Source organism: Streptomyces sp. NBC_00414, from assembly GCF_036038375.1.
In the GTDB taxonomy this organism is placed as follows: Bacteria; Actinomycetota; Actinomycetes; order Streptomycetales; family Streptomycetaceae; genus Streptomyces.
On the sequence record NZ_CP107935.1, the window covers coordinates 1,499,262 to 1,512,683 of the forward strand.

A 13,422-nucleotide genomic window follows, 5' to 3' on the forward strand; every position below is an offset into this window, starting at 1 on the left:
CGCGGCGGGCGCGTTCGCGTCAGCCGTCGCCTTCCGTGCGCTGCCGCTGCAGCGCGCGCGGACGCCTCGCGCTGCTCGCCTGTGTGAGCAGGACGTGCATGCGCTCGGTGAGCTGTCCGACGTCGTCCGCGGGCCGGTGGAAGGGCAGCCGTACGTCGCCGTGGCCGCGGGCGCGCTCGATGCGCAGCGTCAGCCCGTGGCGGTCGACGGCGAGCGGCTGCACCCGCACCGCGCCGAGCAGGCAGTCCGGTTCGACGAGCCGGGTCAGCCGCTCGACGGCGTCCGGGTGGGCGTCGGCGAGGTGGGTGAGCAGTTGCGCCTCGGCGACGGCCAGCGGGTCGGGCTCGGCGGCGGCGTACTCGTCGAGGTCGACGACGATCGCTCCGCCGGGCTCGCGCAGCACGGCGCGGGTCGGATGGAACGTCAGGTGTTCGTCCTCGGGCGCGAACCAGCCCGCCATCCACAGGCGCGAGCGGATCCGGTCGCGTACCGGGACAGGCGCCACGTCGGCGAACTCCAGTACGGCGGACGGCTCTCCGCGAGGCGCGCAGATCGCGGCCGTGGTGAGCACGCTGTCGTCCGGCAGGTGGAGCAGCACCCTGCCGTCCTCCGCGACGGTGTGTACGCCGATGAACTCCTCCCGACCGCCTTCCGCGGTCACCGCGCAGGACCACGCCGCGGCGAGCACCGACCGGGCGCGTTGCGCCGTGGCCGGTGCGGCCGTCCAGCTGTGACGGTCACCCATCCCAAACCCTCCCTCTTAGGTAAGCCTTGCCTAACCTATCGAAGATCGGGGTGTACGCCAACCACGCGGCGCCGCTCACGGCGCCTTTGTGACAGCGGTTTCACGGCCGTACGGCTCCGAGCAGGGCACGCGCGCACAGGTCGCGCACCTGTTCCCGGGAGAGATCCGGTTCCTTGAGCCACTCCAGACAGGCGGCGGCCATGAAGGCCAGCCACCCCCGCACGGCGATCCGCAGGACCGGCAGGTCCTCCTCGGTCCAGGCGGTCTCCGGGTCGGCCGCCAGCGCCTGGAGGATCTGCCGCTGCTGCGCGGCGAGCGTCTCCCGGTACACCTTCCGGACGGCCTGGTCCCCCGCCGCCTCGGCACGGTGGAAGGCGCGGAAGCCGTGCGCGTGCTTCTGGACGTACTCCAGGAAGGTGTCGAGCCCGGCGTCGATCTGCGTGCGCACGGGCACGCCGGGCACGGCCGCGGTGACCCGCAGCATGCGCCTGCTCTCACGCTCCACGACGGCCGCGAAGAAGTCCCGCTTGGTCGGGAAGTAGTGGTAGAGCAATCCCCGTGAGACGCCGGCCAGTTCGGCGACCTGCTCGATCCAGACGTCGTCGTACGGGCTCTCCGAGAACAGCCGCGCCCCGACGGTGAGCAGTTCCTCCCGGCGCTCCTCGGTGCTGAGCCGACGGCGCGTGCGCTCTCCCTGCTTGGCGGCCATGCCCGCACTTTACTCGGCCCGCCGACCTGCCCGAGGCCGTGCGCGTCGGCCTACTTGACGTCGGTTCAACAGCGGGATCAGACTGTCGGACACTATTGAATCCGCGTACAACAGGCTCAACAGGCGCTCGGCACAGAGGAGATGCGTGATGGCGGACGCGAGGAAGACGGTGCTGCCGAAGGGGTTTCGCAGCGCGGAGCTGGGGTGGCCCGAGCTGCACCGCATCCCGCGCCCGCCCTACCGCGTGCCGCTGATCGGCGACGCCGTCGGGACCAACCTCCGTACACCGCTGCAGGATTCACTGCGCGCCGGGCGAAAGCTCGGTCCGATCTTCCGGCGCAAGGGATTCGGCAAGGAGATCGTCTTCGTCTGGGGCGCGGGGCTCACCGGCGAGCTGGCGGACGAGTCACGGTTCGCCAAGCATGTCGGGCTGGGGGTCGCGAACCTCCGTCCCGTCGCCGGGGACGGCCTCTTCACGGCGTACAACCACGAGCCCAACTGGCAGCTCGCGCACGACGTCCTCGCCCCCGGTTTCAGCCGGGAGGCCATGGAGGGCTACCACGCGATGATGCTGGGGGTGGCCTCCCGGCTCACCGACCGCTGGGACGGTGAACAGGCCGCGGGACGGGCCGTCGACGTGCCCGGCGACATGACGAAACTGACGCTGGAGACGATCGCCCGCACCGGCTTCGGCCATGACTTCGACTCCTTCGAGCGCGCCCGGCCGCACCCCTTCGTCACGGCCATGGTGGGCGCCCTGTCGTACGCGCAGCGCCTCAATGTCGTCCCCGCGCCGGTGGCGCCCGTGCTGATGCGCACGGCCTCCCGCCGCAACCGGGCCGACGTGGCGTACCTCAACCGCACGGTCGACGCCGTCGTCGAGACGCGCCTGCACGGGCCGGCCGGCGACGGCGACCTGCTGGACCGGATGCTGGAGACCGCCCATCCGGAGACCGGTGAGCGCCTCACGCCCGAGAACGTCCGCCGTCAGGTCATCACCTTCCTGATCGCCGGCCACGAGACGACGTCGGGCGCCCTCTCCTTCGCCCTGCACCACCTCGCGCGGCACCCCGAGATCGCCGCCCGCGCCCGCGCCGAGGTGGACCGCGTCTGGGGAGACACCCCGGAACCGGCCTACGAGCAGGTCGCCCGGCTCCGGTACGTGCGGCGTGTACTCGACGAGTCGCTGCGGCTGTGGCCGACGGCGCCCGCGTTCGCGCGCGAGGCCCGCGAGGACACGGTCCTGGGCGGGGTCCATCCGATGCGCCGGGGCGCGTGGGCGCTGGTCCTGATGCCGCTGCTGCACCGCGATCCCGACGCGTGGGGCCCGGACGCGGAACGGTTCGACCCGGACCGCTTCGAACCGGCGGCCGTACGGGCCCGGCCCGCCCACACCTTCAAGCCGTTCGGCACCGGCGCGCGGGCGTGCATCGGGCGGCAGTTCGCGCTGCACGAGGCGACGCTCGTGCTGGGGCTGCTGCTGCGCCGCTACGAGCTGCGGGCGGACCCCGCGTACCGGCTGCGGGTGGCCGAACGGCTCACGCTGATGCCGGAGGGGCTGACGCTGCGCCTCGACCGCCGCTCCCCCGCACCGGCCGCCGCACCGGTCCCCGGGCCGGAGGTCTCCGGGGTCCGGGAGGCCCCGGCGGCCTCACGGTGTCCAGTGACCGGGGCGGGTGAATGACGCCGGAAGCCTGGTGCCGGCGCCGCCCTTGGCGGCGTTGAGCTGCGGCTGGGTGAGGAAGAGGACGCCGGTCAGGTCGGCGTCCGTGAGGTCGGTGTCGCGCAGGTCGGCGCCGATCAGGTCCGCGCCGCGAAGATCGGCGCCCGTCAGATCGGCGGCGATGAGGAGAGCGCCGCGGAGGTTGGCACCCGCCAGGTCGGCGCCCCTGAGGCGGGCGCCCATCAGGTCGGCGCCCCGACGCTCCTTCTTCCTGCCTCCGCCGAGACCGGCGCGGGCCAGTTCGCTGGTGCGCAGCAGCAGGACGTTGACGTCCTGGCGGACCGCCGCCACGTCCAGCCCGGCCAGTTCTTCCGGTTCGCGGCGGGTGAGGGCCTCGGTGCGGTCGAGCGCGCGGCGCAGTTCGGGGTGGACCGGGCGGGCCGCGGGCAGCTCCAGCGCCTGGGTGAGGTACCAGAGCAGTTCCTGCAGCTGCCGTACGACGCGGAACACGTCGAACATCAGCCGGGCGTGGTCCCCCGATCCCGAGCGCCAGTCCTCGCCGCCGAAGGTGAGCCGGGAGACCTTCTGGCCGGCGCCGAAGCAGTCGTAGACCGTGCAGCCGTTGAAGCCCCGCTGCCGCAGTTCCGTGTGGATACCGCAGCCGAAGTCCGTCCGGAGGTTCTTGCAGGGGCTCCCGGCGGCCTTGTCGATCGCGAAGTCCGCCGAGGCGGCGAAGGGCAGCGCGACACAGCACAGCCCGAAGCACTGGGAACAGTCCGCTGTCAGTTCGGAGCGGGCTGGTGCGACGCTGCCGGTTTCGTCTTGCATGTCCCCCAGCCTACGCAGCGCGCACCCGTGGTGATCACCGACGGTTGCCCGAGCGGCCCGCCCCGCCCTACGACATGTCGCGGAGCATGGCCAGGTTGCTCACCAGCAGGCCGCCGTCGACCGGCAGCGTCACTCCGGTGATCCAGGCCGCGTCCGCCGACGCGAGGAAGGCCACGGCGGACGCGATGTCGGCGGGCTCGCCGACCCGACCCAACGGGTAGTGGGCGGTGGCGCGTTGGAGGAACTCGCCGCGGCCGTCCCAGGCATTGGTACGGATCGTGCCGGGCTCGACGAGATTCACCCGCACCCCCCGCGGGGCGGATTCGACCGCGACGGTACGGGTGAGCGAGGCCAGCGCGGCTTTCGCGGCGCTGTACGCGTGGGAGCCGAAGTGCTGCTCGGCGTTGACCGAACCGATGTTGACGATCGCGCCACGCCCGCCCGCGGCCACCAGATGCGGCAGGGCGGCGCGGATGCAGCGGTACGCGCCGTGCAGGGTGATCTCGAAGTCCTCGTACCAGGGCCCGTCCTCGTGCTCCTCGAAGGAGGCGGGATCGGCGTGGCACGCGTAGGCGTTGTTCACAAGCACGTCCAGGCTGCCGAAGTGGTCCACCGCGGCCGTGACGGCCGCCTCGACCGCGGCGGGGTCGGCCACGTCGCATCCGTACGGTTCGGCCGTGCCGCCGCTGTCCCGGATCGCCGCGGCGACCCGCTTGGCGCGGGCCGGGTCGCGGTCCGTGACCAGGACGTCGGCGCCTTCCGCCGCGAAGCGGTGTGCTGTTGCCTCGCCGATGCCCTGGCCCGCGCCGGTGATCAGTACTCCGTAGCCGGTGAATCTCGTCATGGGATCAGCCTAGGGAGCGGATTCGATCTGCGGGTTCGCCGTGGCCGGGCGCGCCCACGCGGCGGAGCCGCACATGTCACAGTCCCGCGCCCCTGAAAGCATCAGGCCTCGTCCCTTGCCAGGGCCAGGAGCCGGTCGAGCACCCGGGGGCCGCCCGCCCGTACGCCGTCGTGCTCGAACTCGTCCGTGACGTACGTGCGCAGGCCGCGGATCGTGCGGGCCGTGCGCAGGGCGTGCTCGGTGTCGACGTACATGTCGTCGTGGTAGACGGCCGCGGCGACGGGGACCTCGTTGGCCGCGAGGCGGCCGGCGTCGTACAGCGGGGCCCAGTCGGTGCGCTCGGCCAGCAGGTCCGCGGTCTCGCGCAGGGGGCGCAGGGCCGGGTCGCAGTCGAAGGTCCAGGGGTGGACGGACTCGCCGGTGAAGAGGACGGGGCCGTCGCCCGCGAGGCTCTTGGCCGCGTCGAACTGGGGGAAGTCGGCGCGGACCCGCTCGGCGGACCAGGCGGTGGGGCGGTCGCCCTGGGCGTAGCAGGCCTCGTGGACCAGTGCGTACAGGGGATGTCCGGCGAAGGAGAGGAGGGACTGGGCGTCCTCCTGGAAGGCGTCGGAGAGTGCCATGCCCTGGGCGGTGCGGACGAAGGCGTTCTCCAGGAGGTAGTGCAGCCGGTGGCTGCCCTCGCCGCTGCCGAGGATGATGCCGAGGGACTGGAAGGCCTCGACGGTGAGCCGGTGGCCGTTGTGGAGGACGGGCTCGTTGAGCAGGACGTACTCGGCGATCCGGCGGGCCCGCTCGATGTCCTGGGGGTAGCGCCGGTAGTGCGCGGCGACCTTGCGCTCGATGCGCGGGTACGCGGCCCGGTAGACGTCGTCGGCATGGCCGTCGAGGGTCGGGAGTCCGCCCGTGATCAGGGCCGTGCTCAGGCCCTGAGGCGCGGTGGAGAGGTAGTGGGTCGCGCAGAAGCCGCCGAAGCTCTGGCCGAGGACGGCCCAGGGGGCGCCGCCCGTGACGGCCGGGCGGATAGCCTCGCAGTCGCGAACGATGGAGTCGGCGCGGAACAGCGCGAGGTAGTCGGCCTGTTCGCGGGGGCCGCCGCGCAGCGGGAGCGTCTGCCGGTTGGCGGGCGTGGAACTGCCGGTGCCGCGCTGGTCGAGGAGCAGGACGCGGTACTCCTCCAGGGCGCGGCCCAGCCAGGCCTGTCTGCCGATGAAGCGGTTCGCTCCGAAACCGGGGCCTCCCTGCAGGTACACCAGCCATGGCAGGTCCTGGTCCGCCTGGTCGCTCGCGACCACTTCACGGGCGTACAGCTCGATCGTCTCGCCGTTGGGGGCGTCGTGATCGAGGGGCACGGTGAACCGGCGGTCGCTGAGGACGACACCGGGCTGACGGTAGCTGGTGCTCAAAAGGGGCTCCTGAGACGGATGGATTCCTGACCGCGAACCAGTTCAGCACAAGTTCTCCGGTGAGCCGAGGCCGGGGATCAAGAAATCCGTACTGACCGGCCGATCAGGCTGGGAAACGCGAACGTACTGAACAACCGCTCAGTGGTAGGCGTGTACGACGGCGTGCCCCTTGCCGCGGCCGATCATCCACTTGTTGACCGGTGTGGTGATCAGGAAGGCGATGGCGAAGCCACCCAGCAGGGCCGCCCAGAACAGCGCGTCCGACAGCTGTGCGTCCATCGCACCCGGTGTCAGGGCGACGATGCCGTTGTCGACCAGTTCCATCACCGCGATGGAGACCGTGTCGGCGGCCAGCGCCACCTTGAGTGCGGCCCTGAGGGTCAGTCCGGCGCGCACCACGGCGAAGAGCGTGAAGGAGTAGCCGAAGACGAAGGCCAGGAAGATCGCGAGGGCCATGGTGGGCACATTGCCCCACATCAGGGCGGTGCCGATCACCATGCCGAGGATCTCGCCGATGGCGCACCCGGTCAGGCAGTGCAGCGTCGCCTTCACCGCCGTCGGCCAGGACGCGCCGCCGTGGCCGTGCGCTGTACCGGTGTGGTGCGTGCTGTGGTCCATGCCCTTCATCCCCATTCGGCTTCCGGTGCGGCCGGTGTCGGCCCCACTCATGGAAGATATACCCCTGGGGGGTATATTGCCAGCTGTCTCGACGGAAGGCGTGCGATGGAGTTCGAGGGCGCGGGCGGACCGTGCGGCGCAGTTCGAGGGCGCGGGCGGACCCTGCCGTGGACGGCCGCTGTCCTCCTGGGGCGGGAGGGCAGCGGCCGCGCGCCCGGCCTCGGCCGTCCGGTCGTCCGCAGAGGGGGACTCGTGCGGTGCCGGACCGTGGCAGGCTCCCCGAACGGCTCCACCGCCGTGCTTCCCACACTGCCGCCGCACGGCGTCCGGGCCCATCCGGCAGGTGGCCGCCGTCCTCCCGCCGACCGGCTGGAAGCCCTCCGTCGGGCGGCGGGCAGGAGCGCCGCAGGAACTCCCGGGCGCTCTCCCGCGTGGTACGAATCCTCAAGCGGTCCACGCCGATGGGGGGACGCACGTGATTCGCGTACTGGTGGTCGACGACGAAGCGCTGGTCCGCACGGGCTTCGAGCACATCCTGTCCGCGGCCGACGACATCGAGGTGGTGGCCGCGGTCGCCGGCGGCCAAGCGGTGGCAGCCGCCGAGAAGTTGTGTCCCGACGTGGTGCTGCTGGACATCCGCATGCCGGACGTGGACGGGCTGACGGTGCTCGACCGGCTGCGGCGGCTGCCGGGGAAGCCGGTGGTGGCCATGCTCACCACGTTCGACATGGACGAGTACGTGGCCGCCGCGCTGCGCGCGGGAGCGGCCGGTTTCCTCCTCAAGGACACCGATCCGGTGCAACTGCCGGTGCTGGTACGCAATCTGGCCGCGGGCGGGGTCGTACTGTCCTCCTCCGTCACCCGCACCGTCGTGCACGGCTACCTCGACAACGGCCCCCAGCACGAGGCGATGCACCGCGTCCAGGCGCTGACCGACCGGGAACGCGCCGTGCTGGTCCTGATCGCCGAAGGACTGTCCAACGCCGCCATCGGCGCGCGGCTGCACCTGAGCACCGGCACGGTCAAGGACCATGTGAGCGCAGTGCTGTCCAAACTGCGGGTCGTCAGCCGCGTCCAGGCCGCCCTGCTGGCCGAACGCGCCGGACTGCTCAGGGCGCCGGAGTCCCGGGAGGAGCGGTGAGAGCCCGCCGGATACCCGCCCCCGTCCTGGACGCCCTGCTCATCGCGGTCTCCCTGCTGGACATCTGGGTGCACGAGCAGTCCGACGAACCGCTGCGCAGAGCCGCCGCCCTGCTGGCCACCGCCGCTCTGACCCTGCGCCGCCACATGCCCCTGCCGGCCTTCCTGCTCTCCCTACCCGCCGCCCTGGTCACCGACGCGATCTTCGCGCCGCTGGCCGCGCTGTACACGCTGGCCTCGCTCAACCGCCACCGGGTGCTGCTGGTGGCCGGCGCGCTGGCCCTTGCCGCCTGCGACCTCACCTACTGGCACTGGCCCGACCCGGGGTTCGCCGACTTCTCCGACTCCTCCGACCTAGTCACCGTCACCTACAGCCTGGCCACCGCCACGGCGCCGGTCTTCCTCGGCCAGCTGGTCCAGGCCCGCCGTGAACTGTCCCTGCGGCTCGCCGAGATATCCCAGGCCCGCGAGCACGAACGTGAGCTGCTGGCACAGGGCGTGCTCGCCAAGGAACGCGCCCAGCTGGCCCGGGAGATGCACGACGTGGTCTCCCACCAGGTCAGCCTGATCGCGGTACGCGCCGGAGCCCTCCAGGTCGCCACCCACGACTCCGCGGCACGCGAGGCCGCCACCACCATCAGGCAGTTGAGCGTGCAGACCCTGGAGGAGCTGCGGCACATGGTCAGCGTCCTCAGGGCGGCCGGCAGCCGTCCCACCGAGCTGACTCCGCAGCCCTCACTGGCCGATCTGCGGCGGCTGGTCGACACCAGCGGCATCGAGACGGAGCTGCACACCGACCTGCCCGACGCCCTGCCCGCACCCCTGCAGCGTGCCGTCTACCGCACCGTCCAGGAAGCCCTCACCAACGTCCGCAAGCACGCGCCCGGCGCCACGGCCGTCATCCGTGTCCGGTACGAGGACGACACCGTGCACGCCGCCGTCGTCAACACGGCGCCCACCCGGCCCGCGCTGCTGCTGCCGGGCGCCCACCACGGTCTGGCCGGGCTGCGCCAGCGGGCCGAACTCCTCGGCGGCACCGTCACCGCCGGCCCCGCTCCCGACGGGGGCTACGAACTCCATGTGCGCCTGCCGCTGCGCCGGACGCCGTGACCGGAGCGCGAAAGGACCGGTCGGTGGTGCGCCGGGGCGGAGCGGGCACGCTCGATGCCCGCCCCACCCTTGTGCGGGGGTCAGTCCTCACGGCCGGTCAGTCCTTACGGCCGGTCAGTTCTGACGACGCCGGTCAGTTCTTACGGCCGGTCAGTCCTTGCGGAGCTGGTCCATCCGGTCGATCTCCGCGCTCTGTGCGGTGACGATCCGGCCGGCCAACTTCGTGGCGGGACCGTACGCGCCGTCGGCCCGCTCGGTCTTCGCCATCTCGACCGCTCCCTCGTGATGCTTGATCATCATCTTCAGGAAGGCTGCGTCGAAGGCCGTGCCCGAGGTGTTCTTCAGCTCGGTCATCTCCTTGTCCGTCATCATCCCGTCCATGCCGTGCGCGGAGTGGTCCATGCCGCCGGCGGCGGGCGCTTCCTCACCCCAGGAGGTGAGCCAGCCGGAGAGCGTCCCGATCTCCGGGCCCTGGGCCTTCTCGATGCCGGCGGCGAGCTTCCTCACCTCTGCCGACCCGGCCCGCCCGTCGGCGAGTGCGGCCATCTCCACGGCCTGGCGGTGGTGGGGGATCATCCCCTGCGCGAAGGCCACGTCGGCCGCGTTGTGCCCGCCCCGCGACGCCGATGCGGAGCCGGACGCGGTGGCGGTGGCGGTGGTGTCGTGGCCGTTGTGGCCGGCGGAGCCGGCGCTGTCGCCGTCGCCGCCGCAGGCGGCCAGCACGAGCGCCGCCGCACCCGCGGCGGCGACGGTGGCGGTCCGGCGGACCAGTGAACGTGTACGGATCATGATGGTGCAACTCCTCGACACGCGCCGGCAGAAGGGCGCGCGGTGTCACGGATGGTCGGAGCCTGCGGGGGCACGGCACCTCGCACCGGCCCGCGCCGGGCACAGGGGTGCCGTGCGGAGGGCTCTATATCCGGAGAAGCTGCAGTTCGGACAGGTCGGGCGGCGCCCGGCCCTCGTGCGTCCAGCCGGTGGCCGACGCGGTGGGGGAAGCGGCGACGGGTACGTCCAGGGCCGCGCCGGCCGGCGCCGGGGGTGTGTACGCGGCACTCGTACCGGCGGCCGCACACGTTCCGTCCGCGTGGGCGAGGTGACTCCGTCCGCCGTCGGTGTGCGAGCAGCCCGCGTCCGCGTGCGGCACGCTGTCCGCCGCGGTCATCACCATCTCGTGGCCCGCACCCGCACCCGCGGCCGGCGCCCCGCCGGGTGCCAGCGCGTGCATGCCCAGCACACCGGCCAGCACCGCCAGGACCAGCAGCACGAGCAGCCGCCCGGCGGGGCGGTCGTCTGCTCGGGTGCTCGCGGTCACGCCCTCATCGTAGGGGGCACGCGGTCCGTGACCCGGACGCCCCCTCAGCGCGAGGGGAGGCTGGAACGGCGGACGACCAGTTCCGGCTGGAGCACCACGCGCCGGTGCTTGTGCGAGCCGGGAGCCGCGTCGGCCTCGGTCTCCTCCAGGAGCAGTTCCGCGGCGAGCGCGCCCATGGTCACGGCGGGCTGGCGCACCGAGGTCAGCGGCACGGCCGCCGCGGCGGCGAACTCGATGTCGTCGTAGCCGACGATCGCGAGGTCGTCGGGAACGCTCACACCGGCCGCGAACACCGCCTGCAGGACACCGAGGGCGAGCAGGTCGTTGGCGCAGAAGACGGCGGTCGGCCGGTCGGCGAGGCCCAGGAGCCGGGCTCCCGCGTCGCGGCCCGCGGCCACGTCGAGGCGCTCGGTGGGCAGCTCGCGCAGGCACTCCGGGCCGAGCCCCGCCTCGCCCAGGGCGTTCAGGGCACCCGTGCGGCGGTCCGTGACCTGGGTGAGCCCGGGCGGCCCGCTCACATACGCGATGGAACGGTGGCCCGCGTCGATCAGGTGCCGTACGGCGAGTGCGCCGCCCGCCACGTCGTCGACGGACACCGAGCACTCGGTGGTGCCCTCGGCCACCCGGTCGACGAGGACGAAGGGGATGCCGTGCCGGCGGAACGCCTCTATGTTGCGGCCGGTCGCGTCGGCGGGTGTCAACAGGACGCCCCGTACCCGCTGTTCGGCGAAGAGCGACAGGTAGTCGGCTTCCTCGCCGGCGCTCTGCGCGCTGTTGCAGACCATCACGCCGAGCCCGGTCTCGCGGGCCGCGCGCTCGGCGCCGCGCGCCACGTCCACGAAGAAGGGGTTGCCCATGTCGAGGACGAGCAGGCCCATGATCCGGCTGCGTCCGGCGCGCAGCTGCCGGGCCGACTCGCTGCGGACGTAGCCGAGCCGGTCGATCGCGGAGAGCACCCGGGCGCGGGTCTCGGAGGCGACCGTGTCAGGGCGGTTGATGACGTTCGAGACCGTGCCGACGGAGACTCCGGCGACGCGGGCGACGTCCTTGATACCCACCGACTGGGCCATCAGGCGGTTACCTCCATGGAACGGTGAGTGGTGGGCACGCAGTCACATTACCCGCGTGCCCACCCGGAACGGACTGCGTCAGGCGGGCAGGGCGAAGTCGACGACGCGCAGCGCCGAGGGCGTCGTACCGCTGGACCTGACCTGGTACAGGACGGACAGCACGCCGTCCTGGGCGATCCGCGTCTCGTCGACGAGGACCTCGCCGAAGGCGTCGAGTCCGCTGCCGTCGAACAGGGTCGTCCAGGTGGTGTGTCCGGAGGCGGCTGACGCGGCGGCGATCCGGCCGAAGGGCAGGATCGCGTACGCGTTGTCGTACTTGTCGAGGACCAGCCTGGTGCGCTGGCTGGAGTTCAGGGCGAGGGGTATCTCGGTCTTGCTCCAGGTGCCGGTGGCGGTCCTGCGGACGTGGAAGGCACGGCCGTTCGCCTTCCGGTCGGCGACGTAGTTCGTGGTGCACTGGCCGAAACGGCCGGGCACATAGCTGATGATCGCGTGCGGGCGGCCCGCGGAGTCGGTGGCCTGGCTCTCCTGGTTCATCAGGGAGTGGTCCGGGTTGAGGGCGTCGATCACCAGGCCGCTGTCGGTGACGGCGACCGTGTTCGAGGTGCCGGTGGTACCGACGACCGTGCCCGCGTCGTTGCGCCAGGTGCGGCCGCGGTCGTCCGAGTAGACGTAACCCGTGTCGTGGTTGGTCAGTCCCCCGCTGCTGCACATCACCGCGTTGTTCTGCTCGCGCCAGGTGAAGAAGGAGTGCAGCCGGCCGTTCCGGTCGTAGTCGATGCCGTGCAGGTACATGTTGCGGACGCTGCTGGAGCCGTGCTCGCTCGTGTACGTGCCGGTGGAACCGCTCCATTCACCGAGGGCGGTCCAGGACGTGCCGTTGTACTCGGCGAGGGCGTTGCGGCCGTTGCCCGAGACCCCGACGCGGTAGCTGAGCTGCAGCTTCCCGTCGGGGGTGGAGACGAATTGCGGGTACGTGAACTGCGAGGTGAGCGCGAGCCCGTCGAGGGTCGACTGCGGCGCCCCGAACCGGTTCGTGGTCCAGGTCAGGCCCGCCGGGTTGTCCATCAGCCCAGCGACCGACTTCACGTAGGTGAAGCCGTCGCTGTGGGAGTCCATGTGGAGGTGCAGGCGGCCGTCGGTCTTGGAGACACCCATGGAGATGACGTTGTGGGAGTCGTCGTACCGCAGGGTGTGTCCGACCTTCACGGTCGACCAGGTGCTCGCGCCGAGCCCCCGGCGGCCGACGACGGCGTTGCGGTCGGCGGTGTACCAGACGGCGTACTGGTGGCCCTTGTAGGTCAGCAGGGCGTTCTTCTGGAACGAGTTGTTGTTGACCAGGCCGTCGTAGGAGACGAAGAAGATGGCCTGGCTGTCGAGCGTGGTGGTCCCGGTCCGGGTGACCGAGGGACCGGGGGCCGCCGCCCTGGCGGTACCGGCGAGGGCCGGGGCCGCGACGGTACCGAGCAGGGCGGAGGCCAGCAGGGTGCGTCTCTTCATGTTCGGGGCTCCTTGGCGTGTGGGGACGAGGAGGGAACGAGTGGGGAAGAGCACGGTGATCAGGTGGACAGGGTCATCGGACGGACCGGGCCGTCAGGTGATCAGGCGAGGTGGAAGACCTCGGTGAGCGGTTTCATCGCCTCGTCGGGCCTGGCGCCGTCCAGTGCTTCGAAGAACGGCGCCATCTCGGCCTGCCAGCGGGCGTTGACCCCGGTGGCCTCCATGCCCGCCTGCGCGGCCGCGAAGTCCTCGGTCTCCAAGTAGCCGACCAGCAGGCCGTCCTCACGAAGGAAGAGCGAGTAGTTGTGCCAGCCGGTGGCCGAGAGTGCTTCCCGCATCTCGGGCCACACGGTGGCGTGTCTCTCGCGGTACTCGTCGAGCCGGTCCTCGCGGACCTTGAGCAGGAAACAGACGCGCTGCATGAAGTGCCGCTCCCGGGTCGTGGATGAACCTCCGCGAGCCGAACCACCCGTGCCG

14 protein-coding genes are annotated in these 13,422 nt (G+C 71.9%); 3 read left to right on the top strand and 11 right to left on the bottom strand.

Annotated features, from left to right (window positions below; translation table 11 throughout):
* Positions 1–19: 19 nt before the first annotated feature.
* Together OHS59_RS06565 and OHS59_RS06570 are read right to left on the bottom strand one after the other, a co-directional pair.
* Positions 20–745, bottom strand: a complete 726-nt coding sequence (locus OHS59_RS06565; RefSeq protein ID WP_328492451.1) for a DUF2470 domain-containing protein — start codon at positions 743–745, stop codon at positions 20–22.
* A gap of 100 nt (positions 746–845) precedes the next feature.
* Positions 846–1,454, bottom strand: coding sequence for a TetR/AcrR family transcriptional regulator (locus OHS59_RS06570; RefSeq protein WP_328492452.1), 609 nt, complete (start codon positions 1,452–1,454; stop codon positions 846–848).
* A gap of 148 nt (positions 1,455–1,602) precedes the next feature.
* Between OHS59_RS06570 and OHS59_RS06575 the strand changes: the two genes are divergently transcribed.
* Positions 1,603–3,138 carry a cytochrome P450 gene (locus OHS59_RS06575; protein ID WP_328492453.1) on the top strand — a complete coding sequence of 512 codons (1,536 nt, stop codon included), beginning with the start codon at positions 1,603–1,605 and terminating at the stop codon, positions 3,136–3,138.
* On the opposite strand, the gene OHS59_RS06580 is transcribed toward OHS59_RS06575, so the two are convergent.
* The 4 genes from OHS59_RS06580 to OHS59_RS06595 all read right to left on the bottom strand — a co-directional run bounded on the left by OHS59_RS06580 (position 3,106) and on the right by OHS59_RS06595 (position 6,810).
* On the bottom strand, positions 3,106–3,945 hold the full coding sequence (locus OHS59_RS06580; RefSeq protein WP_328492454.1) for a pentapeptide repeat-containing protein: 840 nt from the start codon (positions 3,943–3,945) through the stop codon (positions 3,106–3,108). The two genes, OHS59_RS06575 and OHS59_RS06580, sit on opposite strands and share 33 nt — an antisense overlap.
* Positions 3,946–4,012: 67 nt before the next feature.
* Positions 4,013–4,789 (bottom strand): SDR family NAD(P)-dependent oxidoreductase, encoded by a 777-nt coding sequence (locus OHS59_RS06585; RefSeq protein WP_328492455.1) that lies wholly within the window; start codon positions 4,787–4,789, stop codon positions 4,013–4,015.
* 101 nt (positions 4,790–4,890) lie between these two features.
* Positions 4,891–6,192: an alpha/beta fold hydrolase gene (locus OHS59_RS06590; protein WP_328492456.1), complete on the bottom strand. Its 1,302-nt coding sequence runs from the start codon at positions 6,190–6,192 to the stop codon at positions 4,891–4,893.
* Between the two features lie 138 nt (positions 6,193–6,330).
* Positions 6,331–6,810 (bottom strand): DUF4396 domain-containing protein, encoded by a 480-nt coding sequence (locus OHS59_RS06595; RefSeq protein WP_328492457.1) that lies wholly within the window; start codon positions 6,808–6,810, stop codon positions 6,331–6,333.
* 475 nt (positions 6,811–7,285) lie between these two features.
* On the opposite strand from OHS59_RS06595, the gene OHS59_RS06600 reads away from it, so the two are divergent.
* Entirely contained in the window at positions 7,286–7,951 is a 666-nt protein-coding gene (locus OHS59_RS06600; RefSeq protein WP_328492458.1) for a response regulator transcription factor, read from the top strand.
* Complete coding sequence (locus tag OHS59_RS06605; protein WP_328492459.1) at positions 7,948–9,060, top strand: sensor histidine kinase; 1,113 nt, start codon at positions 7,948–7,950, stop codon at positions 9,058–9,060. The genes OHS59_RS06600 and OHS59_RS06605 overlap by 4 nt, the downstream gene beginning before the upstream one ends.
* A 150-nt stretch (positions 9,061–9,210) precedes the next feature.
* Here the strand turns inward: OHS59_RS06605 and OHS59_RS06610 are convergent, their stop codons facing one another.
* From OHS59_RS06610 to OHS59_RS06630, 5 genes are all read right to left on the bottom strand, one after another.
* Complete coding sequence (locus OHS59_RS06610; protein WP_328492460.1) at positions 9,211–9,849, bottom strand: DUF305 domain-containing protein; 639 nt, start codon at positions 9,847–9,849, stop codon at positions 9,211–9,213.
* 124 nt (positions 9,850–9,973) lie between these two features.
* Positions 9,974–10,375 (bottom strand): DUF6153 family protein, encoded by a 402-nt coding sequence (locus OHS59_RS06615; protein WP_328492461.1) that lies wholly within the window; start codon positions 10,373–10,375, stop codon positions 9,974–9,976.
* 44 nt (positions 10,376–10,419) lie between these two features.
* The gene (locus OHS59_RS06620; protein WP_328492462.1) at positions 10,420–11,445 is read right to left on the bottom strand and encodes a LacI family DNA-binding transcriptional regulator; all 1,026 of its coding nucleotides are present in this window, start codon (positions 11,443–11,445) and stop codon (positions 10,420–10,422) included.
* Positions 11,446–11,523: 78 nt separating this feature from the next.
* Positions 11,524–12,945, bottom strand: a complete 1,422-nt coding sequence (locus OHS59_RS06625; RefSeq protein WP_328492463.1) for a BNR repeat-containing protein — start codon at positions 12,943–12,945, stop codon at positions 11,524–11,526.
* Between the two features lie 101 nt (positions 12,946–13,046).
* Positions 13,047–13,367 (bottom strand): L-rhamnose mutarotase, encoded by a 321-nt coding sequence (locus OHS59_RS06630; protein WP_328492464.1) that lies wholly within the window; start codon positions 13,365–13,367, stop codon positions 13,047–13,049.
* Between the last annotated feature and the right edge of the window lie 55 nt (positions 13,368–13,422).